This is a genomic window from Arthrobacter sp. StoSoilB5 (genome assembly GCF_019977235.1).
GTDB lineage: Bacteria > Actinomycetota > Actinomycetes > Actinomycetales > Micrococcaceae > Arthrobacter.
Genome location: NZ_AP024646.1, coordinates 4,531,284 through 4,555,176 on the forward strand (window position 1 = coordinate 4,531,284; position 23,893 = coordinate 4,555,176).

General features: G+C 62.5%; 27 protein-coding genes. 7 read left to right on the plus strand and 20 right to left on the minus strand.

Going from position 1 to position 23,893, the window contains the following annotated elements; genetic code table 11:
* Positions 1-6 precede the first annotated feature (6 nt).
* On the plus strand, positions 7-1,368 hold the full coding sequence (locus tag LDN75_RS20470) for a phenylacetate--CoA ligase family protein (RefSeq protein WP_223934512.1): 1,362 nt from the start codon (positions 7-9) through the stop codon (positions 1,366-1,368).
* A gap of 62 nt (positions 1,369-1,430) precedes the next feature.
* Here LDN75_RS20470 and LDN75_RS20475 read toward each other — a convergent pair whose 3' ends face one another.
* Positions 1,431-2,210, minus strand: a complete 780-nt coding sequence (locus LDN75_RS20475; protein ID WP_223934513.1) for an alpha/beta hydrolase — start codon at positions 2,208-2,210, stop codon at positions 1,431-1,433.
* Positions 2,211-2,300: 90 nt separating this feature from the next.
* On the opposite strand from LDN75_RS20475, the gene LDN75_RS20480 reads away from it, so the two are divergent.
* Positions 2,301-2,873: an MOSC domain-containing protein gene (locus LDN75_RS20480; RefSeq protein WP_223934514.1), complete on the plus strand. Its 573-nt coding sequence runs from the start codon at positions 2,301-2,303 to the stop codon at positions 2,871-2,873.
* 26 nt (positions 2,874-2,899) lie between these two features.
* Here LDN75_RS20480 and LDN75_RS20485 read toward each other — a convergent pair whose 3' ends face one another.
* The 5 genes from LDN75_RS20485 to LDN75_RS20505 all read right to left on the minus strand — a co-directional run bounded on the left by LDN75_RS20485 (position 2,900) and on the right by LDN75_RS20505 (position 9,075).
* On the minus strand, positions 2,900-4,873 hold the full coding sequence (locus LDN75_RS20485; protein ID WP_275959794.1) for an ABC transporter ATP-binding protein: 1,974 nt from the start codon (positions 4,871-4,873) through the stop codon (positions 2,900-2,902).
* A complete protein-coding gene (locus tag LDN75_RS20490; protein ID WP_223934515.1) occupies positions 4,870-6,603 on the minus strand; it encodes an ABC transporter ATP-binding protein in 1,734 nt (577 codons plus the stop codon). The genes LDN75_RS20485 and LDN75_RS20490 overlap by 4 nt, the downstream gene beginning before the upstream one ends.
* A gap of 72 nt (positions 6,604-6,675) precedes the next feature.
* Positions 6,676-7,578 carry a helix-turn-helix transcriptional regulator gene (locus LDN75_RS20495; protein ID WP_223934516.1) on the minus strand — a complete coding sequence of 301 codons (903 nt, stop codon included), beginning with the start codon at positions 7,576-7,578 and terminating at the stop codon, positions 6,676-6,678.
* A 105-nt stretch (positions 7,579-7,683) separates the two neighbouring features.
* Positions 7,684-8,388, minus strand: a complete 705-nt coding sequence (locus LDN75_RS20500) for an AAA family ATPase (RefSeq protein WP_223934517.1) — start codon at positions 8,386-8,388, stop codon at positions 7,684-7,686.
* A gap of 9 nt (positions 8,389-8,397) precedes the next feature.
* The gene (locus LDN75_RS20505) at positions 8,398-9,075 is read right to left on the minus strand and encodes an NAD(P)H-dependent oxidoreductase (RefSeq protein ID WP_223934518.1); all 678 of its coding nucleotides are present in this window, start codon (positions 9,073-9,075) and stop codon (positions 8,398-8,400) included.
* A 166-nt stretch (positions 9,076-9,241) separates the two neighbouring features.
* Between LDN75_RS20505 and LDN75_RS20510 the strand changes: the two genes are divergently transcribed.
* The 3 genes from LDN75_RS20510 to LDN75_RS20520 all read left to right on the plus strand — a co-directional run bounded on the left by LDN75_RS20510 (position 9,242) and on the right by LDN75_RS20520 (position 11,149).
* Complete coding sequence (locus LDN75_RS20510; protein WP_223934519.1) at positions 9,242-9,961, plus strand: HAD-IB family hydrolase; 720 nt, start codon at positions 9,242-9,244, stop codon at positions 9,959-9,961.
* Positions 9,962-10,039: 78 nt separating this feature from the next.
* Positions 10,040-10,447, plus strand: a complete 408-nt coding sequence (locus LDN75_RS20515) for a helix-turn-helix domain-containing protein (protein ID WP_223934520.1) — start codon at positions 10,040-10,042, stop codon at positions 10,445-10,447.
* A gap of 3 nt (positions 10,448-10,450) precedes the next feature.
* Positions 10,451-11,149 (plus strand): alpha/beta fold hydrolase, encoded by a 699-nt coding sequence (locus tag LDN75_RS20520; protein WP_223934521.1) that lies wholly within the window; start codon positions 10,451-10,453, stop codon positions 11,147-11,149.
* A gap of 111 nt (positions 11,150-11,260) precedes the next feature.
* Here LDN75_RS20520 and LDN75_RS20525 read toward each other — a convergent pair whose 3' ends face one another.
* From LDN75_RS20525 to LDN75_RS20540, 4 genes are all read right to left on the minus strand, one after another.
* Entirely contained in the window at positions 11,261-11,872 is a 612-nt protein-coding gene (locus LDN75_RS20525; RefSeq protein ID WP_223934522.1) for a flavodoxin family protein, read from the minus strand.
* A 55-nt stretch (positions 11,873-11,927) separates the two neighbouring features.
* Positions 11,928-12,173, minus strand: a complete 246-nt coding sequence (locus tag LDN75_RS20530) for an acyl carrier protein (RefSeq protein ID WP_223934523.1) — start codon at positions 12,171-12,173, stop codon at positions 11,928-11,930.
* Between the two features lie 88 nt (positions 12,174-12,261).
* Positions 12,262-13,236, minus strand: coding sequence for a beta-ketoacyl-ACP synthase III (locus LDN75_RS20535; protein ID WP_223934524.1), 975 nt, complete (start codon positions 13,234-13,236; stop codon positions 12,262-12,264).
* The gene (locus LDN75_RS20540; protein WP_223934525.1) at positions 13,233-14,270 is read right to left on the minus strand and encodes an AvrD family protein; all 1,038 of its coding nucleotides are present in this window, start codon (positions 14,268-14,270) and stop codon (positions 13,233-13,235) included. The genes LDN75_RS20535 and LDN75_RS20540 overlap by 4 nt, the downstream gene beginning before the upstream one ends.
* A 212-nt stretch (positions 14,271-14,482) precedes the next feature.
* Between LDN75_RS20540 and LDN75_RS20545 the strand changes: the two genes are divergently transcribed.
* Positions 14,483-15,319 (plus strand): alpha/beta hydrolase, encoded by an 837-nt coding sequence (locus LDN75_RS20545; RefSeq protein ID WP_223934526.1) that lies wholly within the window; start codon positions 14,483-14,485, stop codon positions 15,317-15,319.
* Positions 15,320-15,392: 73 nt separating this feature from the next.
* Here LDN75_RS20545 and LDN75_RS20550 read toward each other — a convergent pair whose 3' ends face one another.
* From LDN75_RS20550 to LDN75_RS20595, 10 genes are all read right to left on the minus strand, one after another.
* Positions 15,393-16,922: a CYTH and CHAD domain-containing protein gene (locus LDN75_RS20550; protein WP_223934527.1), complete on the minus strand. Its 1,530-nt coding sequence runs from the start codon at positions 16,920-16,922 to the stop codon at positions 15,393-15,395.
* A gap of 95 nt (positions 16,923-17,017) precedes the next feature.
* Entirely contained in the window at positions 17,018-17,503 is a 486-nt protein-coding gene (locus tag LDN75_RS20555) for an SRPBCC family protein (protein ID WP_223934528.1), read from the minus strand.
* A gap of 159 nt (positions 17,504-17,662) precedes the next feature.
* Entirely contained in the window at positions 17,663-18,034 is a 372-nt protein-coding gene (locus LDN75_RS20560; RefSeq protein ID WP_223934529.1) for a hypothetical protein, read from the minus strand.
* A gap of 126 nt (positions 18,035-18,160) precedes the next feature.
* Positions 18,161-18,496, minus strand: a complete 336-nt coding sequence (locus LDN75_RS20565; protein ID WP_223934530.1) for a PRC-barrel domain containing protein — start codon at positions 18,494-18,496, stop codon at positions 18,161-18,163.
* The gene (locus LDN75_RS20570; protein WP_223934531.1) at positions 18,483-18,911 is read right to left on the minus strand and encodes a hypothetical protein; all 429 of its coding nucleotides are present in this window, start codon (positions 18,909-18,911) and stop codon (positions 18,483-18,485) included. Before LDN75_RS20570 ends, LDN75_RS20565 begins: the two co-directional genes overlap by 14 nt.
* The gene (locus tag LDN75_RS20575; RefSeq protein ID WP_223934532.1) at positions 18,908-20,137 is read right to left on the minus strand and encodes an Nramp family divalent metal transporter; all 1,230 of its coding nucleotides are present in this window, start codon (positions 20,135-20,137) and stop codon (positions 18,908-18,910) included. The genes LDN75_RS20570 and LDN75_RS20575 overlap by 4 nt, the downstream gene beginning before the upstream one ends.
* Positions 20,134-20,640: a hypothetical protein gene (locus LDN75_RS20580; protein WP_223934533.1), complete on the minus strand. Its 507-nt coding sequence runs from the start codon at positions 20,638-20,640 to the stop codon at positions 20,134-20,136. Before LDN75_RS20580 ends, LDN75_RS20575 begins: the two co-directional genes overlap by 4 nt.
* The gene (locus LDN75_RS20585; protein WP_223934534.1) at positions 20,616-20,819 is read right to left on the minus strand and encodes a hypothetical protein; all 204 of its coding nucleotides are present in this window, start codon (positions 20,817-20,819) and stop codon (positions 20,616-20,618) included. The genes LDN75_RS20580 and LDN75_RS20585 overlap by 25 nt, the downstream gene beginning before the upstream one ends.
* Before the next feature lie 374 nt (positions 20,820-21,193).
* A complete protein-coding gene (locus LDN75_RS20590; protein WP_223934535.1) occupies positions 21,194-21,352 on the minus strand; it encodes a hypothetical protein in 159 nt (52 codons plus the stop codon).
* 228 nt (positions 21,353-21,580) lie between these two features.
* On the minus strand, positions 21,581-22,345 hold the full coding sequence (locus LDN75_RS20595; protein WP_223934536.1) for an IclR family transcriptional regulator: 765 nt from the start codon (positions 22,343-22,345) through the stop codon (positions 21,581-21,583).
* Between the two features lie 111 nt (positions 22,346-22,456).
* Here LDN75_RS20595 and LDN75_RS20600 point away from each other — a divergent pair, with 111 nt between their 5' ends.
* Positions 22,457-23,839, plus strand: coding sequence for an SLC13 family permease (locus LDN75_RS20600; protein WP_223934537.1), 1,383 nt, complete (start codon positions 22,457-22,459; stop codon positions 23,837-23,839).
* Positions 23,840-23,893 lie beyond the last annotated feature (54 nt).

The window sequence follows — 23,893 nt, forward strand, 5'->3', positions numbered from 1 at the left end:
CAGGCCATGGACCTCCGCCTCGTCTCCAGGGTGCTGTTCCTGCGGGCCTCGTGGCGCAAGCGGGACCGGTGGGACGCCGCCCGGATCATCCAACACCAGGACCACGCCCTGCAGGAGCTGCGCCAGGCCGCCTACGCTGGGTCGGAGTTCTATCGGCGCCATCACGCCGGCCTGCGTGACGCGCCCCTGAACCAGCTGCCGACTGTAACCAAGGCAGATCTGATGGAACACTTCGACGAGGCCATCACCACACCGGCACTCAGGCTGGCGGACATTGAAACCCACCTGAAGTCATTGACCGAACAGGGCGGAGACCCCGGAGTGCCCTGGCGGGGCCAGTGGTGGGCGGCGGCCACGGCAGGGACCACCGGCCGGCGCGGAACCTTCGTCTGGAACCGCTCCGAATGGGGCACCGTCCTGGCCTCCTACGCGCGGGCAAACGACTGGGCCGAGATCTCCGCCGGACCGCCCTTGCCAGTGAAAGTGGCGCTGGTCAGCTCCCGGGTCCCCACGCACCAATCTGCCGTCGTCGGGGCCTCGCTGCATTCCAGGCTCGTCCCCACGCTCCGGCTGGACGTCACCGACCCCATCAAAGACACCGTCGCCGCTCTGAACCGGTTCCAGCCCAGGATCCTGGTCGGCTACGCCTCAGCACTCAAACCCCTCGCCGCGGAACAGCACGCCGGACGGCTGCACATCTTCCCCCATGGCGTGATGTCTACCTCCGAAGTACTCACCCCGCAGACCGCAGTCGAACTGGAGGCGGCTTGGGGAACCGCGCCCTTCAACGTCTACGCTGCGACGGAAACGGCAGGTATCGCCTCCCCCTGCAAGTTCAGGAACCGCCACGTCCATGAAGATCTGCTGATCATCGAACCGGTGGACCAGGACGGAAGCCCCGTGCCGCCGGGAACCACCGGCGCAAAGCTCCTCGTGACCGTCCTGTTCTCACGCACCCTCCCGCTGATCCGCTACGAAATGTCCGACACCGTCCGCCTTGGCAGCCGCGGCTGCCCCTGCGGCCGCTCCTTCACGCTCATGGACGACATCGAAGGCAGGCTCGAAGACATCCTGCACCTGCCTGGCACGAAAGGAGCTGCCACCGTCCATCCCATCGTGTTCCACGACGTGCTGGACCAGGCAGCTCTCGCAGGATGGCAAGTCATCCAGGAACCTGGCAAGCTGCGCGTCCTCTTGGCCGGTCTTGCCCCTGGAAACTCACAAGAGGCAATTCGCGCCCGCCTGAACACCGCCCTAACCGAAGCCGGCGTGGTACAGACAGACTTGGACGTAAGAATCGTGGACAGGCTCGAAAGAACAGCGCTCGGCAAGGCCCCTTTCGTACACGCAATGAAAACCGCACCATAAGGGCCCGCAGCGTGTTGCGATTCACGCTCCGGACCAACATCAAGCAAGATGCTTCTCGCCAGCTAGGCGGTCTTCCGTGAGATGAACTGCCTGATCCACTGGACCGTCTCAGGACGGTCGAGATGCAACCCATGCCCCGCGCCGGGAACGCGAACCAGCACCGAACGGCTGATGTGTTCACGCAGCAGCAGCGCGTTGGGCAGCGGAGTCAGGACGTCGTCGGCGCCGTGAACGATGAGCGTCGGGGCTGTGATGGCGCCGAGCTCATTCCAGGCATCGTGCTCGCGGCTGGCGTTGAAATGGCGTGCCTTCGCCCACGCCGATGCTTTTGAATTGAAGAAGGTGTGGGTTGCCTCCGGATTGTTCCGCACCCAGTCAGCGTCGAAGAACAGCGGCTCGAGCCGGGACATATCGCCGCTGACCAGGGCTTCCAGGGCAGCCCTCTCCGGCTGGGTGCCCTCACCTGGCCACTTCCCTCCGCTGGTGGCGGCGAGGATCAATGTCCGTACTTTCCGTGGGTAGTCGATGGCCAACCATTGCGCTACGCGGCCACCCATGGAGTGGCCGTACACGTGTGCTAAATCAACGCCTGCAGCTTCAAGGACCGCGGCTGCATCTGCCGCCATCAGCCTCGTCGTGTACCGCTCGGCGTCCCCCTTGCCGCTGCTGCCTATGCCTCGGTGATCAAAGCGGATGACGCGGTAACAGCGGGACAAAAGCTCCGCCGTCGGGCCCCAACCGTCCATGGCGGTCGCTTGGCCGGCTATCAACAGCATTGGTTCGCCGTGGCCTTCGGACGTCCAGGCGAGTTCAGCACCATCAGGGGCCAGGGCAAAGTTCACTGTGCCACTTTATCTTCGCGGTGAACTTTGCGCTGTGGCCTGGGGCATAGGGCGCTGCCGCACGAAGCCTCGAGGCGCTAGCGTTGAAAGATGACCGCTGAGTACAGGTACGACGTTGAGGTTCTGCATCTTTTGGTGTCGCCGGCGCACGCCTATTTTGGCCGTGCCCGCGAAGGCGCTGCGGACGTTCCGACGACGGACGCTGAGCAGGCCCAGCTTGTTGCCGGCAAGGGCATCGTCGGGGACAGGTTCTTCGGCAAGGCAGCCCACATGGACGCCGCCGTGACCGTATTCGCTGTGGAAGCACTTGAGACCATCGCCTCTGAACTGGATGCAGGGCCTTTCGATCCCTTGGTAACCCGGCGAAACGTAGTGCTTCGCGGAGCCGAGTTGGCCCCCTTGTTGGGGCATGAGTTCACTCTGGAGTCTGGCGGGGACTCCGTCCGGCTAAAGGCAGGCAGGCCAGCACATCCCTGCGCCTGGATGGACCAGATGCTGGCGCCGGGGGCACACAAAGCCATGCGGGGCAGGGGTGGCGTCAGATGCCAGGTGATTTCCAGCGGTCTCCTGCACCGCGGACCTGCCGTCTTGGTAAGTCCAGTGCCATTGGACCCATCCCGCGCGGGCGAGGCCTCGGTCATGAGGCCGTCACGGCTCCCTTGATTCCCGTGGCGCCCAAAACCAAGGGCTCACACCTCTTCAGCCGCCGGTGCCGCGAACTGCGCCTCGTACAGCCTCGAATACGCCCCACCAGCGGCGAGCAGCTCAGAGTGAGTCCCCTGTTCCACGATCTGCCCGGATTCCATCACCAGGATGAGATCGGCGTCGCGGATGGTGGAAAGCCGGTGTGCGATGACGAAACTGGTCCGGTCCGAGCGCAGCGCATTCATGGCTTTCTGCACCAGGACCTCGGTGCGGGTATCCACCGAGCTGGTCGCCTCATCCAGGATCAGCACGGACGGGCGGGACAAGAAGGCCCGGGCGATGGTGAGCAACTGCTTCTCGCCAGCTGAGACGTTGCCGCCTTCGTCATCGAGCAATGTGTCATAGCCCTCGGGAAGCGAACGAACGAACCGGTCCACATAGGTGGCCTGGGCAGCCTCAAGGATCTCGGATTCGGAAGCAGTAGGCCGCCCGTACGCGATGTTGTCGCGAATAGTCCCACCGAAAAGCCAGGTATCCTGCAGGACCATGCCCATCCGTGAGCGCAGCTCCTGCCGTGACATGGAGGCGATATCCACGTCGTCGAGGGTGATTCGCCCGGCGTCGAGCTCGTAGAAGCGCATCATGAGGTTCACCAGGGTGGTCTTGCCCGCACCCGTCGGCCCCACGATGGCAATGCTCTGGCCGGGCTCAGCCACAAGGCTGAGGTCCGTGATCAGCGGCTTGTCGGGCAGGTACCGGAAGGACACATTCTCGAACACGAGCCGCCCACGCGCCGCGCCCCTGGACGTACCGGAAACAGGTTCCGCGGATTCCTCTTCCTCATCCAGCAGATCAAACACCCGCTCCGCCGAGGCAACACCGGACTGCAGCAGGTTGGCCATGGAACCGAGCTGCGCCAACGGCATGGTGAATTGCCGTGAGTACTGGATGAAGGCCTGCACGTCACCCAACTGCATCGCGCCTGAGGCCACCTGCAGGCCGCCCACCACGGCGATGCCCACATACACAAGGTTTCCGATGAAGGTCATGGCCGGCATGATCAGGCCACTCACAAACTGCGCCCCGAAGCTCGCCTCGAACAGCTCAGTGTTCTTGGCCCTGAACTTCTCCTGGACTTCGTTTTGGCGGCCAAAAACCTTCACCAGCGCGTGTCCGGTGTAGGTTTCCTCGATCTGCCCGTTGAGCTCGCCGGTGTTTTTCCATTGCGCGACGAACAGTTTCTGCGAGCGTTTGGCAATCACCATCGTGGTCCCCAGGGTGAGCGGGATGGTCACCAACGCAATCAGGGCCAGCAGGGGCGAGAGCAGGAACATCATCACCAGTACGCCCAGCACAGTCAGCAGCGAAGAGACCACCTGGCTGATGGATTGCTGCAGGCTTTGGGAGATGTTGTCGACGTCGTTGGTCACCCGGCTGAGCAGCTCACCGCGCTGGATGGAATCGAAATAGCGCAGGGGAAGCCGATGGATTTTCGCCTCGATCCGCTCGCGGAGGCGGTATACGGTGCGCTGCACGACGCCGTTGAGCACGTACGCCTGCATCCAACCGAACGCTGAGGCCAGGACATACAGCGCCAGCACCCAGAGCAGCACGGAGGACAGCGCACCGAAGTCGATTCCGATGCCGGGTGTCAGGTCCATGGCGCTCAGCATGTCGGCCTTGTTGTTCTCGCCGGAGGCTCGCAGGCCGGCGATCACTTGGGCTTTGGAGACCCCTGCCGGCAGTTGTTTGGAGACGACGCCGGCGAAGATGAGGTTGGTTCCTTCGCCGAGCAGCCTGGGTCCGATCACCGACAAAGTAACGCTGACCACTGCGAAGACCACCACAAGTGTCAGCCAGAACCGTTCAGGCCGCAGGGTCCCCAAGAGCCTCCGGGCGGAGGCACCAAAGTTGGAGGCCTTCTCGGCCGGAATGCTCATGCCCGCGAACGGACCACCGCGTCCGGGCCCCATCGGCGGGCGCTGTGGTCCGCGTTGACCCGCTGCCATGGCGCTCATGCCGCTTCCTCCGCCGCAAGCTGGGAGGACACGATTTCCCTGTAAGTTTCGGAAGTCTCCAACAGCTCATCGTGCGTTCCCTGCCCGACGATCCTGCCGTCGTCGAGCACTAGTATCTGGTCCGCGTCCGCGATGCTGGAGACGCGCTGGGCGATGATTACCAGCGTTGCGCCGTTGGTGTGGTGCTTGAGGGCCTGCCGGAGGCGGGCGTCGGTGGCAGTGTCCAGGGAGGAAAACGAATCGTCGAAAATGTAGAGCTCCGGCTGTTTCACCAGTGCCCGGGCGATGGCCAGGCGTTGTCGCTGCCCGCCGGAAACATTGGTGCCGCCCTGCGAGATGGGTGCATCCAGTCCACCTTCCATCTCTTCAACAAAGTCCCGTGCCTGGGCCACTGAAAGGGCCTGCCACAGTTCGTCATCGCTGGCATCGGGTTTGCCGTACTGGAGGTTGCTGCGAACGGTGCCTGAGAAGAGATAGGGCCGTTGGGGCACCAGGCCAATGTGCCCCCACAGCAAGTCCGGATGCAGCTCGCGGATGTCCACGCCATCCATGCGAACCGCTCCTGCGGTGGCGTCGAACAGCCGCGGCATGAGGTTCACCAAGGTGGTCTTACCTGCGCCGGTGCTGCCAATGATCGCCGTGGTCTGGCCGGCCTGGGCTGTGAAGGTGACGCCGCTGAGCACCGGCTGCTCGGCACCCGGGTAGGCGAATCCGACGTCGCGCATCTCCAGTTCGCCTCGGCGGATACCACCGGTAACAGGATTCGACGGCGGCTGGACGCTGGAGGCGGTCTCCAGCACCTCCCCGATCCTGTCAGCAGAAACGGACGCGCGCGGGATCATCACGGCCATGAAAGTGGCCATCATGACGGACATCAGGATTTGCATGAGGTAGCTGAGGAAAGCGATCAGCGTGCCTACCTGCATGGAACCGTCCTCGATCCGGAAGGAGCCGAACCAGATCACCGCCACACTGGAGATGTTCATGACCAACATGACCACGGGGAACATGAGCGCCATCAAACGGCCTGCACGCAGCGCGACGTCAGTGACGTCGTCGTTCGCCCGGCCAAACCGGGAGGTCTCCATATCCTCCCGGACGAACGCCCGGACCACCCGGATGCCTGTGAGTTGCTCGCGCAGGACACGGTTGACGGCGTCGATCCGGACCTGCATTTTGCGGAACAACGGCACCATCCGGGTCACGATCAGCCCGACGGCCACGAGCAAAACGGGCACGCACACGGCGATCAGCCAGGACAGTTGGGCGTCCTGGCGCACGGCCATGATCACGCCGCCGATGCTGAGCATGGGGGCCGCAACCATCAGCGTGCAGGACATGAGGACCAGTTGCTGCACTTGTTGGACATCGTTGGTGGATCGGGTAATCAGGGACGGCGCCCCGAACTTTGTGACCTCCTGCTCGGAGAACTCCCCTACCCTGCCAAAGATGGCGTCCCTCAGGTCGCGGCCCATTCCCATGGCTGCCTTCGCGCCAAAGTACACGGCCACCACTGCACACGCGATCTGCAGCAGGGTGATCAGCAGCATGAGGCCGCCCATGCGCAGGATGTAGTCGGTATCGCCGGTAGCGACGCCGTTATCGATGATGTCGGCGTTGAGCGTAGGCAGGTAAAGCGAGGCGATGGATTGCGCCAATTGAAAAACGACGACGGCGATCAGCAACCGCTGGTGCGGTTTCAGGAACCGGATTAGAACCTTCCAAAGCATGCGCACTCCGAACCAAGGTAGTGAACCGAAGGCCAGTTTACGTCTGGTTGCTGTGGGCAACTAGAGGGAATCTCAGACCACTGCTTTCCTGTTCAAACCTTGCAGGGCAGCCTGCGTTCCGGTTCCGCTTTTAGGCAGGTACGTGAAAAGGCGGAGGGCACGGAACTGCGGGACACCCAGCACCATGGGAGCAAAGCTGAGGCGGCCTACCGCCGGGTGGTCATACACAACATCCACATGGTACGAATCGCCAACCACTTGCCGTTGCCATAATTCCCGGAAGGCTTCCGAGACCTGGCATAGGCCGCGTGCCATGGCATCGAAACGGTGATCATCCGGGAAGTTGGCCGATTGCGCCCGGAACTGGGCCACCATAGAGCGGGCCATCATCTCCTTGTGCACGTGTGGGCGGGCAAGCTCCGGATCGGTAAAAAAGCGTTGGAGGCAGCTCTCGCCCACACGGGTATCGAAGGTTTCCGCGGCGGCGGAATTCATGGCCACGACTGTCCAGAAAGGGTCAGCGATGTAGCTGGGATTCGCTATGGCATCCACCAGCTGCTGCAGCAGGGCGAGCTGGGCGTCGTCGACGTCGAAGTTGTGACCGGCGGCATGGCCCAACGTCGGACCGCCAGCCGTGCTGACCGCGTTGCCGGCAGGGCCCGAACGGCGCCCGGACGCAAGGCGTCGTACGTAGGTCCGGTCCTCATGGCTAAGCAGCAGTGCGTTCGAAATGGCATCGAGGATTTCCTCCGAGGCGCCGATGGCCCGCCCCTGCTCCAGCCACGTGTACCAGGAGACACCAACATTGGCCAGGACGGCCACCTCTTCGCGCCTGAGTCCGGGCGTCCGGCGTCGTGGGCTGACTGGTAACCCGACATCTTCCGGACGGGTCTGCTCCCGGCGCGTGCGGAAGAACTCGCCGAGGCGGGCGTGGTTGGAGCGGGCTTGATTGAAAAGGGGCTGGTCGGTTGGCAATGTGGTCTCCAGTGAAAAGACGAGCGTCCGGCCAACCGCTGTGCAGCTACGGCGCAGCGGTTGGCCGGACGAACCGGTGAGCAGGATCCAGGCGGATGTTTCCTGTTACTGCAGGACCCGCTCACGTTCGGAGCGGACGTCCAGCTGCGCGTATTCCTCTGCTGCCAGGCGTGTGGCGTCCTGGGGACTCATCCGCGGCTCAAGGTTGAACAGGGAAGCAATCTGGACCAGACGCTCCTGCACGGAACCGGACACAACATGGAAGGGGATCCCCAACTCGTCCATGGTTTGCTGCAGGATCTCATCCGACATGTTCCGGAATTGATCGTTGACCGGGCGGTGTCCATCAGCAGAAAGCGGAAGCTCGTTCTTCAGGTGCACGAACACATCGAATGAGTTCTTTACGTGCGTCTTGAAACTGTTGCCCAGACTGGTCATCACCTCTTCGAAGAATGCCAGTTCCGGAGTCTTCTCCACGCTCTCCCCCGCCGCCAGGTGTGCTGATGCACTGGGGTTCAGCCCGAGGGAAACCCGCACGGACCCGTAGATCCATTCCTGCAGCGATGAACCGTCGGAGATGAAACCGGCCGAGAGCTTGTCCTCGTACACTGCACGCTCCACGTGACGGGTCACGATCATCTGGATGAGCTCCGCGGCGGTGCATTCCTCGAGGGTTTTGCCAGGTGCGGCTTCGGGCAGGATTTCCCGCATGGTCCTGGCCTTGGTGCGGGGCAACCCCGTGTAGTGGGACAAGGCCATGGACGTGAACGTCTTGCCCGAGGAATAGGTACCCGAAATGCCGATGCGCACAAGGAGCTCCTAGTCGTTGACGAGCTGGAGGGTACCCGCGGCGCTGAGCTTGCCTGCGAACTCGATTGCAGCATCGCTCAGGTCCGCTTCTGCAACCTGGCGCGTGCCATCGACGTCGCCATTGAGGACCGTGGGAGCGAAGCGGACGTGCGTTGCGTCCTCGATGCCCACAAAGTCCAGCCAGTCAGCGAAGAAGGTGCTGCTGAAGTCGGAGCCGAAAGCGGCCGGAACACCCGGAGCGTAAACCCCGCTGGTGTGGATCGCAAGGGCCTGCTTGCCTTCCATGAGTCCGCGGTAGCCCTGCTCCGGGTCAAAGCCGAAGCTCCAGCCGGGCTGGGTGATGATGTCGATCCACTGCTTCAGCACGTAGGGGACGCCCGAGTTCCACATGGGGATGTTGAAGACGTATGCATCGGCTGCAGCGAACTGATCGAAGACAGCGCGGGCGGACTCCCAAGCGGCAACCTGCTCCGGCGTCTGGTCCTGTCCGGTGAAGACAGCCATCTTGGCGGCGGCCGCGATCCGACCGAAAACAGGCAAGGCACCGTCGTCGAACAAGTTCAAGGTCTCCAGCTCAAAGCTCTCCGGACCGGCAGCCTGCACGGAGTCGATGAAGTGCCGGGCCAACCGCAGGGAGTCGCTGTTGGCGTAGCGGGGAGAGGCATTGATGTGGAGGATAGTAGGCATTGGCTTCCTTTCGAGGCTTTGCTGCGGGGACGCTTTGTGCCCCGCATTCGATCCTCACGGACATCGGACCAGCGCGTAAGAGCGCACTTTTTTGTGCCTAGGGCACCTGAAAGTGCCCTCCCTTGGAAGGCTTCAAATTGCCGCAGCGGTCCATAGGATTCTTCCTGTGGAAGAATCCGGAAACCCCTTGCAGGGCATCAGCGGCGGCTCATGCCGTGGCCCGTCCCAGGCCGCCTACACCGACATCGACGGTACCGTCACTGCCTACAACACCATCTTCGCGTTCCTCCGCTTCGATGCCGGCCACTTCCGCAAAGCCGAGGCGGAGGGTTTCCTTGAGGGCCTGCGGGCCGCAGCCCGAAGTGGCGTCCCGCGATCCGTGACGAACGCCCGCTACTTCAGTTGGTGGCGGGGTCGCAGCGTCAGCGAGGTCCGGGAACTCGGCGAGCGCTGGGCAGATTTCCAGGCCGCGTCACCGGACAGCTGGGCCTTCCTGGAACCCGTGGCTTCCCTTCTGGACAAGCACACCGCGGCGGGGCGGCGCATCGTGGCCGTCAGTGCGTCGTTCGAGCCAGCTTTAGTACGGGTTCGACGGCGGTGGCCGCACCTTGAGCTGCTGTGCACGTTCCCTACTGCTGCGAATGGCATCTATACCGGCGACATCGAGGAGGCCTTGGTAGGTGACGCCAAGGCGAGGGCCGTGGCAGCGCACGCTGCCCGGTTCTCGGTGGACCTGTCACGCAGCTTCGCCTATGGGGACCACAGTTCAGATCTTCCGTTCATGGCGTTGGCCGGGGAATCCCTGCTGGTCACCCCGGCGGCTCAGAACGCTCCGGACCCCGTACCGGCTTCGGACCTGGTACCCGCTGCCGCAGTGAAGGTTTGAGTCACCGGTTCCCCACCTGCAACGACCCCCAAGTATGCTGTGGCAAGCAGTCCATTTGATGAGGAAAGTATTGGGGATATGACTCTCACGGCTGAACAGAAACGCATGAAGGCCCGGAAGCACTACAACGCTTCCCTGGATCTTTGCCCGGCACGCCAACTGCTTGAGGCCATCAGCAGCAAGTGGGTCACGTTGGTGATGCTCGCCTTGGAGGACGGGCAGCAGCGCCACAGCGACCTCCGCAAACGGATACCCGGCGCAAGCCAGAAAATGTTGACCTCCACGCTCCGCTCGCTTGAACGGGATGGACTGGTCTTACGGCATGTGACAGTCTCCGTCCCCGTGCGAACCGACTACGAGCTCACTCCGCGCGGACATTCGCTGCTGCGGATCATCTTCGAGATGAAGGAGTGGGCCGAGGAACACATGGACGACGTCGCCGCGTCCCGCATGGAACACGACCGCCACCGGCTCGCTTTCAACTAGCGCGTGGATGCCGGCATCCACCTGTTTTGCCTGCACCACGCCGGCGGAACCACAGCCAGTTTTGCTGGCTGGCGGTTTGACGGCGTGCATGTCACCAAGCTGGGATACCGCGGCAGGGATTTCCGTTCCGTTGGCGCCGCGGCCGCCCTCATGGCGAAACACATCGCAGGCTCGCAGGCGGGCCAGCTGGCGCTCTGTGGCCACAGCATGGGGGCGGTGCTCGCCTTCGAGGCCGCCCTTCGGCTTCAGGACAGTGGGCGGGTGCTGCACGTCTTCCTCGCAGCCGCGCGGCCGCCGTCGGGAATGTACGACGCCGGTGCTGCCGCGGCAGCCGCTTCCGGCGCCCGGTCCGGGACTCCGCAGTCCGTAACCTCCCTTTCCGAGCACGTGCTCAGCACGACCGCCCTGTCCGAGCGGGCCCGGGAAGTGCTGCTTGAGGATCTGGCATTGTTGGAGAGCTATCCCGGCAGGCTGCCCGCCCGCCAGTTGAAGGTGCCGGCCACAGTTCTCTACAGCTCTGATGATCCTGTGGTTACGGCTTCGGAGTCGCGGCGCTGGGCGGACTGGTGCGCGCAGAAGCCACGATTGATCGATGTCGCGGCCGGGGGCCATCTGTTCCATATCGGCAACCCGAAGGTCAGGGCAATCGTGGCAGCCACTCTGTCCGCCGACGCCAGCTATGACATGCATGCCCCGTTGTGACACCTGAACCGGGGTTGTGACACGCAAACACTTCGGCGCCATGGAAAACGCCTGGCGACGCCCCGATATGGGCGTCGCCAGGCTTTTTCAGTGGCCCTGAAACGAGACGGCCTAGGCTCCCGCGCTGACCAGTTCGCGGTCAAGGGCGGTCTTGCCGGCGGCGAATATAGCGGTCATTTCCGCAACCCGCCGCCCCAGATGCTCGGCGGTAGCGATGTCTGCGGGGTGCACGCCGTCCACACCGACGTCCGAGAATGTCTGGGCGGCGGCACCATTGAAGTAGCCAAAGCGGTTGAGATCGTTTTCGGTGCCCTTGGTGCTCTTCCATCCCGGGAGCAGGCCCAGGTTGATCCAGTTCATGCCGTGCTGGGCTGCGAAAGTGGAGAAGTAGTCCAGGGTGGAATTCTTGTCACCAGCCTTGCAGGCGGCATTGGTAAAGCCGGCACCCAGCTTGTTGTGCCATTTCTGCACCGCCCAGCGGCCTGCGGTCTTCTCGGCGAACGCATGGAATGCCGACGGCGCGGTTCCCATGTACGTTGGGGCTCCGAAAATGATGGCGTCTGCCTGGTCGATGAAATCCCAGGATTCCTGGGTCAGCTCATCCACGCGCAGGAGAGCCGTTGTGGTTCCGGTGGCGGCGGCAGCGGAAACCACTGCGTCTGCCAGGATCCTGGTGTGGCCCGAGCCTGAATAATAAACAACTGCAATCGCCGGAGTGGCCATGGGTGTCCTTACTGTTTGTACTGTGTGGTCTCTGCGTCTTCTTGTGATGGTGTGACTAGATAGCGGGCTGCAGGGCCAGCTTTTCGGTGACCATGCTGGCTGCGGCGCGGGCGCTGCCCGCCTCGGTGAGCTCGAATTCATCCACGCGAACACCGAATTTGTTGCTAAGGATCACGGCGGCTTCAACAAGTGACAGTGAATCGATGTCAAGGTCAGAGAACGAGTCGTCCGGTCCCATGTGGCCGAGCTCGTCCATGGTGGACCCAATCGCCCCTACGACGTCCATAGCTGTAATTTCCATTGCTTCCCCCTTTTACAAGTGGCCCGGGTTAGCCGGTGCCACAGTGGTCCTGCACGGCACCCCGGCCTGCAGGAATCGGTGTCCGGCCCTAGTGCGGGTCGACAACCGAGATCGATGGCCATGTCATGGCAATGGCTCCCCAGGTGGTTCCTCCGCCAAAGGCAGTCAGGACCACCTTGTCTCCGGGGCTCCTGTGGCCTTTGGTTCCGGCGTCGGTCATGGCCAACGGAATGGACGCGGCTGACGTATTGCCTACCCTGTCCAGGTGGACCTCGGCCCGGGATGCTGGGATGCCGGTCACGGAAGAAACGGTGTTCAGGATCCGAAGGTTCGCTTGGTGTGCAATCAAGGAATCCACGTCATCGGCAGCCCAGCCAGCGCTGGCGAGCACGGTGTGCACGGAACCGGACATCGCTGCGACCGCCTGCGTGAAAACCTCCTTGCCCTGCATCTCAAAGAATGAACCCGGACCTTCCGGCACTTGGATGAGCGTTTCGCCCTTGCCATCGGAGTGGAGCGTTGACGCCTTGATGGCCCCGGGGTCGTCTGCTGTTCCGGCCGACAGATAAGCCGCGCCCGCTCCGTCTCCGAATATCACCGAGGTGGTCCGGTCCGTCGGATCGAGCAGTCGGGTAAAGGTGTCCGCGCCGATTACGAGTGCCGAGTCCACGGATCCCGAACGGATTGCCCACGTGGCGGTAGTCAACGCATAGACAAACCCTGAGCAAACTGCGGACACGTCGAATGCGGCGACGCCGTTCAACCCCAGGTTCGCCGCCACCTTGGGTGCGGTGGCTGGGCAGACCTTGTCCGGCGTCGAGGTCGCAACAATTAAGAGTCCAGCCGAATCGACGCCGGCACTGGCCAAGGCGCGCCGCCCGGCCGTGGTGGCCAGGACGCTGGTGCTTTCCGTTTCGTCCGAGTGGCGGCGTTCCTCGATCCCCGTCCTGCGCCTGATCCATTCGTCGGAGGTGTCCATGACAGCAGACAGGTGCTCGTTGGTGACCACCTTCCTGGGCAGTGCGCCACCCAGTCCCCGGACAACGGCAGATGCGGCACTCATTTCTTTTCCCCCACGGAAGCGCTCACTGCCGCAACCCGGGATGGCAGTTGGTGAGCAACGCTGCAAACTACTTCGCCGCCGTCGAACGTTCCTACGACGTCAGCGCAGCGCCACCATCCGCCGTCCTTTTCGATCAACCGGCTCTTCTGCAGCCGCGCCGCCAGGCCGGTCTCCTGCCCGCCCCCATTCTTCGGGCAGGAGCCGCTGAGTGTGATGCGGGTTTTGCGCATCCACAATGTGTTGCTGTCCGCGCGGTTCATGGAATCGAGCCGGTACAGGAGAACCTGTCCCAGCTGCAGCGAGGCAACAAAGTACTCGACGGCGGACAGCGCCTGCGGGTAGGCGGCCTCCAGCCCGCGGCGGTCATCCAGGCGTCGGCTCAGAGAGGGCTGCTGGCGGAATGAGAGCTGCGCGTGGGCGGTTCCTTCACCGGGATCCAGGACGACGTCCAGCAGCGAGACCTGCCGTTCTGCCCACAGCCCACCGTAGAGACGTGTGCCGGCGTCACCCACCAAAGCTTCCTCGGACGGCGACTGGACTGACGCGAGCCCGAGCTCGGCGTGCTCGTGGGCTACTTCCAGTACCGCGGTCATGGACGCAACAGAGCACCGAAGAACCGAAGCGTGTCCCAGATCCTGCAGCGTCGCCCGGCATTCGAGATCGCCCAGCGAACCTTCCACAGGCTCGCTGCCACCCGAGATGGTCACCGACGCCACGTAGGCCGCAGGCAGCAGTTCGGGAGAATACCGGCTGGCCAACAAAGCCTCCGCCATCCTGGCAGCCAAAACAAGGACATCCGTGGTGCCAAGGTGTGGGGTTTGCTCCGAGTTCCCCTTGATGGACCACGTACCTTCAACGCCAAGAGCGGCGCGGGCCGTGAGCGTGGATTCGGAGACCGTATGGTTCACGTGGAGTTCCCGCAGCCTTGGGTTGGTGGTCTTGTAGCCGTGGCTGAAGAACCGACCGCGACCATCGCCCAGGAGTTCGTCGATGGAGGCGTAACTGTGGGTGCTGGAGCGCAGGGCAAGAGGCATGGATATTCCTAGGATCGTCATCGGCGGTGAACCTAGAATCCACCACGCGGCCGCCGGCAACCAGTGTCCGTGGATGGTGGTGGCGGGAACACCACCCTTGGTGTGCGGCCGCCTTGAGGGGTGATGCCGGGGCGTGCCTGGGGCATTCCGTGTTATCGGCGGACAGTAGGCTGGGAACGTTCGTGTAGAACCGCATCGAAGGGACTTGAGTTTTGGCTTACATCACCGTCGGAAACGAAAACAGCACTGAGATCGAGCTTTATTACGAGGACCATGGGACGGGCCAGCCAGTGGTCCTTATCCACGGGTATCCGCTGGACGGTTCATCCTGGGAGAAGCAAACTGCCGCCCTTCTCGATGCCGGCTACCGTGTCATTACCTATGACCGCCGAGGCTTCGGTAAATCCAGCAAGCCCACGGTGGGCTACGACTATGACACCTTTGCCGCGGACCTCAAGACCCTCCTGGAAACCCTGGACCTGAACGATGCCGTGTTGGTTGGCTTCTCCATGGGCACCGGCGAGGTTGCACGCTACATCAGCACCTACGGCTCCTCGCGCGTGGCGAAGGCCGTCTTCCTGGGTTCGTTGGAGCCGTTCATGCTGAAGACCGATGACAACCCGGACGGCGTTCCCCAGGATGTCTTCGATGGCCTGTACCAGGCCGCCAAGGCCGACCGCTATGCCTTCTTTACCGACTTCTTCAAGAACTTCTATAACAGCGATACTTTCCTGGGCACAGAGCGCCTCAGCCAGGAATCCGTGGACGCCAGCTGGAACCTTGCCAGCCAGTCGGGCGCTTTTGCTTCCGTGGCCGCCCAGCCCACGTGGCTGACGGACTTCCGCGCGGACATCCCCAAGATCGATGTTCCAGCGCTGATCGTCCACGGCACCGCGGACAACATCCTCCCCATCGACGTCACGGGCCGCCGCTTCAAGGATGCGCTGCCCAGCGCCGAGTACCAGGAGATCGAGGGCGCACCCCACGGTCTGTTGTGGACCCACGGCGCCGAGATCAACCAAGCCTTGCTGGACTTCCTCAAGAAATAGGGCCACCCAGGAGTTTGTGCACAGCAGGGCCCTCTACGCGACCCATTTCAGGGCACCTGCTGTGCACAAACTCCTACTTCTTGAGGCGAAGCTTCCGGGCTTTCTTGCCGCTACGCAGATACTCCTGCTGCGCGGCGTCGGCCTTTGCGCGTTCGGCAGCATGAAGCAGGCCGTAGGTGAAGGCGCTGTTACCGGCACCGGAGGCAGACCCCAGCATCAAAAGCTCGGCGCGGGCCATGGCGCTGTCCTGATGCTCACCCAAAGTGGTCTGGACATCATGGGCGGCATCCGCGAGCTTTGCGGCGCGCTTCCCGTGGACACTTTCAGCGGTGGCCGCGGCGAAGCGCAGCTTCTTGGCGGTTTTGCGGACCTCGTGAAAAGCCGAGTCACGTGAAGGCCCGACGCCGGCACCCACCGCTGCGTCGTGGCGTTTGGCGAGGCGTTTGACCGCTTTGTTGACCAGTTTCGCAGTGGTCTTGCGGGCCGGCCCCGTTCCTCGCGGCGCAATAGCGGGAGAGTCCAGGAAGGCTTCGAGCTCGTCAAGGAGCCGGAAATAGCGGGGGCTGTTGAGCCGTGTCCTGATAGCCGCCATGGCGGTGTCCGCCCGAACCTTCATTCGCTCATCGAGCTCAGCATGAAGAGGACCCATAACGAGCTTCAAAGGCAGCTCGTCCACGTCGTTGCGGAGCCGCTCATGAAGGACCTCCACGTCCCTGTAGCGTCCGAGCGTCTTGGCCAATGATTTCAGTTCGAGCTCAAGTTCCTGAACCGGGGAACCCTTGAGAAGCTTGCGGTAGCTGTGGAGCACGGAGCGGATCCGCCGTGTCAATGAGCGCATCTTGTGGACGGCATCATCCCGGTTCATTCGTACATGCGCGTCCTGCAGGATCAACTTGGCCACCTGGGCGTCGAGGTAGTTCAGTACGGGAACCACGGCCGGGCCTTTGCGGCTGGGGACCTCGCGGCCACTCCCCTTTGCCCGCGGCCAGGAGTCTCCCAAGGCTGTTGCCAGTTTGGAAGTCCGTTCGCTGGGGCTTGCCCCGGTCTGTGTGAGCTGGGCCGCAACGGCCTCCAGGATGTCATCGCCGTTGTCCGCGTGCCCGCTACCGTTGAGTTCCACTTCCCATTCGCGCCACTGCTGTTCACTGGAATCCCCCAGGGAAACAAGTGCCCGCACGTGGTCATCCACGAACTCCGCCACCCGGCCGCCGTCGTCTTGATAGAGGGGGTAGCTGGTGCGTTCGGTCTTGAGGGTGGCAACTGCAATGACTGCGTGTCCGCGAGTGTAGGCAAGAATCCGATCCATCAGTTCCACAGGCGCGGTATCGGCCTGGCCCAAGGGCGCGTGGATTTCGGTGCGACGTCCGGGACTGTGGGGAAGCTTGAGGTGCCAGCCGGCGTCGGGACCTCCCGTGCGTCGCCGCAACGTGATTCCGCGTGCAGCAAGCGCGAGATCACCGGTGTCGAAATAGACAGCTTCCAGGCTATGAGTGGCTGGCTCTCCCACCCGGGCCACGCCGTCGATCTTTTCCAGCGTGGGAAGCGGCGTGGAAGGATCGACGTCGAACTTCCGCTCTGCCTCTAGGTTGCTGGACGTTGCCATCACTTCTCCTCACTGGAGCCTTCTTTCGTGGCACCCGTGGAGGCCGACCCGTTCGCTGGCCGACCTCCACCGGTAAGGGGTTTACGCGAAAACCTTTAAGCCAATGCTCCTCCGGCTTCGTCCACATCGCCACCGGATACGGTGCCACGCCAGGCTCCGGTCTCATGTCCTTGGGCCTCGATGAACTTCTTGAACTTGTCCAGGTCAGCGCCGACGCGCAAACTGTCGGCTCCGACTGCCGAGCCGGCTTTTTCGGCCAGGGTGTCCGGCTCCCATTCGATCTCCACGTTGACGCGGGTGTGCCCGGCGTCCAATGGTTCAAAAGTGACCGTTCCTGCGTTGCGCGGGCCGTCCACGCTGGCCCAGCTGACCAGGGAATCAGGCACCTGCTCGATGATTTGGGCGTTGTATTCGCGCTTCACGCCACCCACGTTGGTTGCGAAGTGGAGCGCCGTATCATCGATTTGCTCCACGGACTCCACCCCGTTCATGAACTCGGGAAAAGTCTCGAACTGCGTCCACTGGTTGTAGGCAACGGACACGGGTACATCTACTTCGATCGTTTTATTGACGGTAGCCATAGGTGTTGCTCCTTCAATGTTCTCTGTGTTGTACTGCATGTTTGCGTGCTGTGCTGCGTGAATCGGGCTCTTCGCGCCGGGCAGTGCTGGGCGGCGCGCCAGCCGGCTGGCTGCATAACCGGTGGCGCACCTGTCTTGTGGGCGCGCCGGTGTTACGGCCTAACCTGCGTCGAAATTCTCTTCCTCGTCGTCCTTGGGCGACTGGTCCCGGGGCAGATCATTGCCGCTGCCATCGGCAAGGGAGTCAGCAGGCTGGTCCAGGTTCTGCTCGGCCTGGGACTGGTCATCGATGCCGCCAAAGCGGCCTGCCCCCGGTTCGCCTGCGCTGTCCGAGTCCTCGGGATCCAGATGGCTGAGATTTGGTGCGCCGCTTGCGTAAGTTTCGCCGTCAGGGCTGTCTTCGCTCAGGCCAGCTTCGCTGAGATCCTCTTCAACGCGGGGCTGTGCCTGCGATCCGCCCGCTTCCTGCTCCGCGGTGGGGATACCGTAGCCTCCCGTTTCCTCTTCAGGCGTGGCGTTGTGCTTGTCCATGTGACCTGTCCTTTCCATGCGGTGGAACGTGTTAATGGAACACTTCGAACCTATAAGGACGGTTGGCGACGTGTCCATGCTTTGAAGAAATTAGTCAGCAAACTTAGCAATTTCATGCCTGAGGCACTATCGTGGCAACCCCGATTCGTAGGCCACGAAGTCCGGACGAAGCACCACCTCCCGTGAGCCCATCATCGCGATGTCCCCCCACAGCACCAGGAACGATCCTCGGTGCCACCAACGCAACAGCTGCGCCACGGGCCATGGCTGCGTCATACCTTGCCGCTCATACCCGAGGAAAGAAGTCGCCGTCCGCGGACTCACAATGATGCCCACCACGCGGGCCTGGCTCAGAAGCTGGGTTGGCGCAGAGTCCAGCGCGAAGCGGACGTCTGAAACCTCTCCAAGCCGGTCGCCACTGCTATCCACCACATCACGGCCCAGCATGTCAGTCAGGATCATGGCTGCCTCCCGGGATCCGCCCGATCACGTGGGTCCTAAGCCACCGCTCCACCCACGAGGCATCGAGCGAGTCAGAACGCACCCCCACCGTGATGACGGTGTCCACTCCGGACACAGCGTCCCATGGAATACGGATCAGCCTGTTCGACGGCGGCCTGCCGCCGAAGATACGCGTCCCAAGTACCGGACCTGTCAGCAACGCGGTAATGGTTGGAGGTGCAGCATCTTCGGCGATGGGCTCATCAGGTGCGGGACCACTCAATTCGAGATCGTCCACGGTGGTGACGGGTACGCCGTCGACGTCCAACACCTGCCGGTCCAGCAAGTGGAGCTGGGCGTCGAGGACCAACCCGGCCGGGCGCGGCGCAGGCTTGATCTTGTTTGGCTGGATCCTTCTGCGTTTTGTGGCACTCATGCGCCTGCCCCTGTCGCGATCATGAGCGGAATTGCGGCCAGGGACGCGGCAAGAATGATCACCAAATACACCAGTCCAGCGATGTTCACGGCACGGTTGTTGACGTGCTTGCCCATATATTGCGGATCGTTGGCGACGATCAGGATCGGCAAATACGTGAGGGGCAAGGCGATCGCGGAGAACACCACCGAGTATTCCGTCACCAGGATGGGGTCTACGCCGGTGGCGAGGACTGCGACGCCCGCCAGCAGGACCACGATCATGGACAGATGGAACCTGGCGGCCTGCGCCGGGCGCCGGAACTTGCCCCAGGACCATCCGAAGAACTGTGCCAAGGTGTAGCCGCTGGAAAGCGTGGTCTCCAGCGCCGCGCCGAATGTGGCGGCCACAAGGCCCACAATCAGCACTGCCAAGGCAAGCTGGCCTCCGGCCTGGGCGACCGGTAAAACCACTTGCGAGAGCGTGGTGACGCTGATCTCCGCAGGCAGCAGAACGACGGCGGCGCAGGCGGCGATCGCCACGGAAAGGAACCCGCCGAGCGGGAAACCGAGAAGGACGTTCATACGGGTCTGCAGTAAGTCCTTGACGCTCCAGTGTTCCTCCACAGCGCCAGAAGAGAAGAAGAAGACCTCGTAGGGTGTCATGGCTGCTCCGAACAGCGCGATGGCGTAATACCAGTACACGCCGGAGCCCTCCTCCTGCGGTACCGAGGGCGTGAACGCCTGGCTGGCCAGGACACCCCAATCGGGCTTGAGCAGGAAAAGCGCCACCGCAAATACCACCAGGGAGAGTCCCAGGAGCCCGGTGACGTTCTCCATGATCTTGAACTTCACGCGCCAAATCACAAGCCAGACAGCCAGCAGCGCGACTGGGACCCAGAGCAAGTAACCCACGCCGCTGGCCAACTGAAGGGCCAACGCGATGCCGCCGATCTCAGCCGTAACCGTCATCAGGTTGATCAGGAAGGAAGCGCCAAGGTTGGCCAGCCCGGCGCGCGGGCCCATGCGTTCACGAATCACCTCGAAGGTAGCCCTGCCGGATACGGCCGCCACCCTGCCGGACATATTGGCAAAGAGGCAGATTCCGACGACGCCGACCACCACCACCCACGCCAAGGACAGCCCAAAGCGGGAACCCACCACGGCGTTGGTCACCAAATCCCCGATGTCAACAAAGCCCCCGATCGCCGTCAGGATGCCAAGTGCAACACCGAGGAGCCGTTTCACTGGATGCCGGCCTTGGTCATGAGGGCTTCGAGCTGATCCGTGGCGCTGCGCAGCTCACGCAGAACGTCGGGAAGGCCGTGCTCCCCTGATCCCGCTTGCCCTTTCTCCGTGCCATTGTCGGGAGCGGTCAACGCATCACGGGCATGCAGTATTGCGCGCGAGATTGCAGCGAAGGAGGCCAGCATGTCATCTCGGAGCGACTTTTCCTCCTGGGTGGGGGCCGTGAATCCTTCAACTTCATCCGTAGCCGACTCAACCTCGCCCAACATGTCATCTGCCGTAGTGGCCCCGGCTGCCGCCGTGGTGCTCTTTTTAATCCTGAGGTCTACAGCCAGCGTGGCAGCTTGGACGGCGGAGAATACCTCTTTTGCTGGTCCTTCAAGCGTGTCCGGGGAAGGATGAGGTGAGCATGCGGTCATAGCTCCGGCGAGGATCGCCAGAGTCAGGAGGATCGCCGCGGGGCGTCTGGCATGCGGACTCACGATGGCTGCGGAATCTGGCAACCGGCTTGTGGATCCATCCCTGTGTAATTAAGGGGCCCGGCGAGGATATTGAGGGCGATCGTCGCGAACTGCGAACACTGCGCGGGCGGGGCGTTGTAATAGCCGCGCTGGCCAGCCGCTATTGCTCCAATGACGAGCCATACAACTACGAACAGCCCAATAATTGAACCGATTCGCATTTCTTCCCCAATCGATAAACGGGAAATACGCCCAGCTATTAGTACCTGCTGGGTGGCCGAAGGGCGCGGTCGGGGCCGGGATCCCTTCCCTGACCCCGACCGCAAAACCCCATGTCAATCCGTCGGATTAGTTTCAGTAGTTAAACCGCGGTCATCCCCGGTCCGCTCATCCTTCTCTTCTGCCGGCCCAGGTGGATTTGCCGATTCGCTTCCTCCGGCATCCGCGGCATCTTCCGAACCATCCCCGGATGCGTCGCCAACAGGTACCTGATCACTGGAGGCGGGAGCCCCAAGATCACGGGGGATCGGATAACCCGGTGTCGTGATCCCATCGTGCACCTGGCTGAAGCCGGCAACTTCGGTTGGATCAGTTGTCATACGCGTGACCGGCCCCGGCCAAGAACCCAGCCGATGAGCGCCAGGACCAGCAAGATAATTCCTACCCACAGGAGGAAACTCAGGGCCTGGTTAAACCCGCCAACAAGCAGCAGTATGATCGCAATGACGCCGGCAATCACCAATAGTGTGTTCATGTAAGCTACGCATCCCTTCAAACAAATTTGTCCAGTTAGGAAGGCGTCCGCTGGGACTCCAATTGGAGCTCCACCCCAAAGCAACGGGCACCGAACGGAGAAATGATCTCCTTATTCCGTACTTACCCCAAATGACAACAGTTCAAACAGAACCCTGCCTTCCGAAGCACGTGCACAGCATCATGATAGGCGCGCTTTCTGTCCCGGCGAAGTAGTTCCTCAGGAAACTTAGTACCTCTTCGCGGAAAACGCTCCGAGGGCCTGGCTGATCTCCCGCGCCGTACCCGCTGCGGCCTCGCCATATTCCTGGTATTTGGCGGGCACAATCCTGCTTGACGGCCCGGAGATGGAGATTGATCCTGCTGCTACGCCGCCCGGGCCCAACAAGGGAACTCCAATTGAGGTAATTCCCGTGCTGAGGCCTTGTTCGTTGATGGAATAGCCGCGGGCACGGGTTTCTCCAATCATCGCCCGGAGTTGCGCGGGGTCAACCACGGTTTGCGGCGTCAGGGCTTCAAGGGGTGTGGCCAGATATTCATCCACGATTGCGTCATCAGCGGCGGACAAGTAGGCAATCCCGGTGGAGGACGCATGCATCGGCAGCCGGGATCCCAACGGAAGGAAGGCCCTCAGGACATGGGGCGTGTCCAGGCGCTCGATGATGAGCATGTACCCGCGGTCAGGGACAGCAAGGTGGACAGTTTCCGTGGTGTCCAACTGCAATGCGTTCAGCGGGCCCATGGCGGCGTCGCGGATGACAGATCCGCTGCTGCCCCGGCTGGCCACGGCAAAAGCATGGTTGGTCAAAACCCACTTTCCCGACTGGGCTTCAGATTGAGCAACCCAACCCAGTTCGGCCAGGGTCCTCAACATCCGAAGGACCGTGGCCTTAGGGACGTCCACCTCACGGCTCAGCTCAGACAGGCCTGCCGGCTGGTTGTCCGATACGGCTTCAAGAACCCTGATCGCCGTGACCACACTCTGCGTACTCATTCACCCTCCCGCTTGACCACTCACTTCTTATGACCTACGGTACAGGCGAATTCCCAAAATGAACCAATGGTTCATCCAGTGAACCGACGACGTTTGATTGGAGAACGGGTCTTGGAACAACAAATAGCTGCCCTCGCGATCTTTGTAGGTGTCTTTGTCCTGGCGACCCTGCGCAAGGTGCACATCGGCGTACTCATGTTCGCAGCGGCCGCCGGGGTTGGGATATGGATGGCAGGGATGTCGATCGACAAAGTAGTGGCGGGCTTCCCCATCGGGATCCTGGTCCTGTTGGTGGGCGTCACCTACTTCTTCTCCATCGCGCAGGCCAACGGAACCATAGACCGCATCATCGAGATGGCAATCACCAAAGTAGGTGACCGCGCCTTCTTTCTTCCCATCGCATTCTTCGCGCTCACCATCGGCATCTCCGCCATGGGTTCCCCCTTGGCAGGCTTGGTCATGGCCCCCATCGGCATGCCGCTCGCCAAACGCTATGGCATCGACCGCATGCTGATGGGTATCGCCATTGGGTCCGGCCTCAGCGCAGGTGGCTTCGCGCCAACCAGCCTGTTCGGCATTGTCACGTACGGCACCGCCCGGGCAGCAGGAATCGACCTTGATCCGCTGGTCTTGTTCAGCGTGGCCCTGGGAACAAACCTCCTGCTGCTCGCTGGCGCTTATGTCATGTTTGGTGGATTCAAGCTGCTCAACACGCGCACCGCTGACGGCTTCGGCACCCAGTTGCCGTCCTTCAGCGCAAGCCGCCCGACGCCGTCGCACCCCTTCGAGCGCGAAGGCAACATCGCACGGGGCAAGCAAGCAGCCGTCCAGGTCCTTGACCCAAGTGCGGCGCGCGAGGAGGTACCGGCGTCGGCCCCAAAGCTCAACCGCAACCAGGTCATCACGGTGCTGTGCATGGCGGGGCTGGTTGTCACTGTCATCCTCATGTCCGTCCTGGGCTCAAACCCTGACATCGGCGTTCTCTGCTTCGCGTTTGCCTCGATCCTCACGCTCTGCGATCCGCAATCCGGCAAATCGGCAGTGGCCAAGATCGACTGGTCCACAGTGCTGCTGGTGGGTGGAATCATCACGTTCGTCGGAGTCCTTCAGACCATGGGAGCTGTTGCTCTGCTCGGCGAAGCAGCGGGCGCCGTCGGGACTCCCCTCCTGGCGGCGCTGGTGATCTGCGCAATCGGTGGACTCATCTCCGCGTTCGCCTCCACCACCGGAATGCTCGCAGCGCTGGTTCCCCTCGCCCTGCCGCTAGTAGCGTCCGGAGACATTGCCGGGTGGGCCGTCATTGCAGCACTGGGCGTGTGTTCCTCGATCGTGGACGTCTCGCCGTTCTCTACCGTCGGCGCAACCTTTGTGGCCACGGTCGATGCAGATGAGCGGCCCCGCGTCACCAGGCTCCTCACACGTTGGGGCCTGTCCATGGTGGTGGTGGGACCCCTCTTGCTGGTCGGTGCGCTGGTGCTTCCGTCGAGCCTCTAGCTTCCTACGCAGTCCCACGCACTCAAGTTTTCCTACGCACGAAAGGTGCCCACC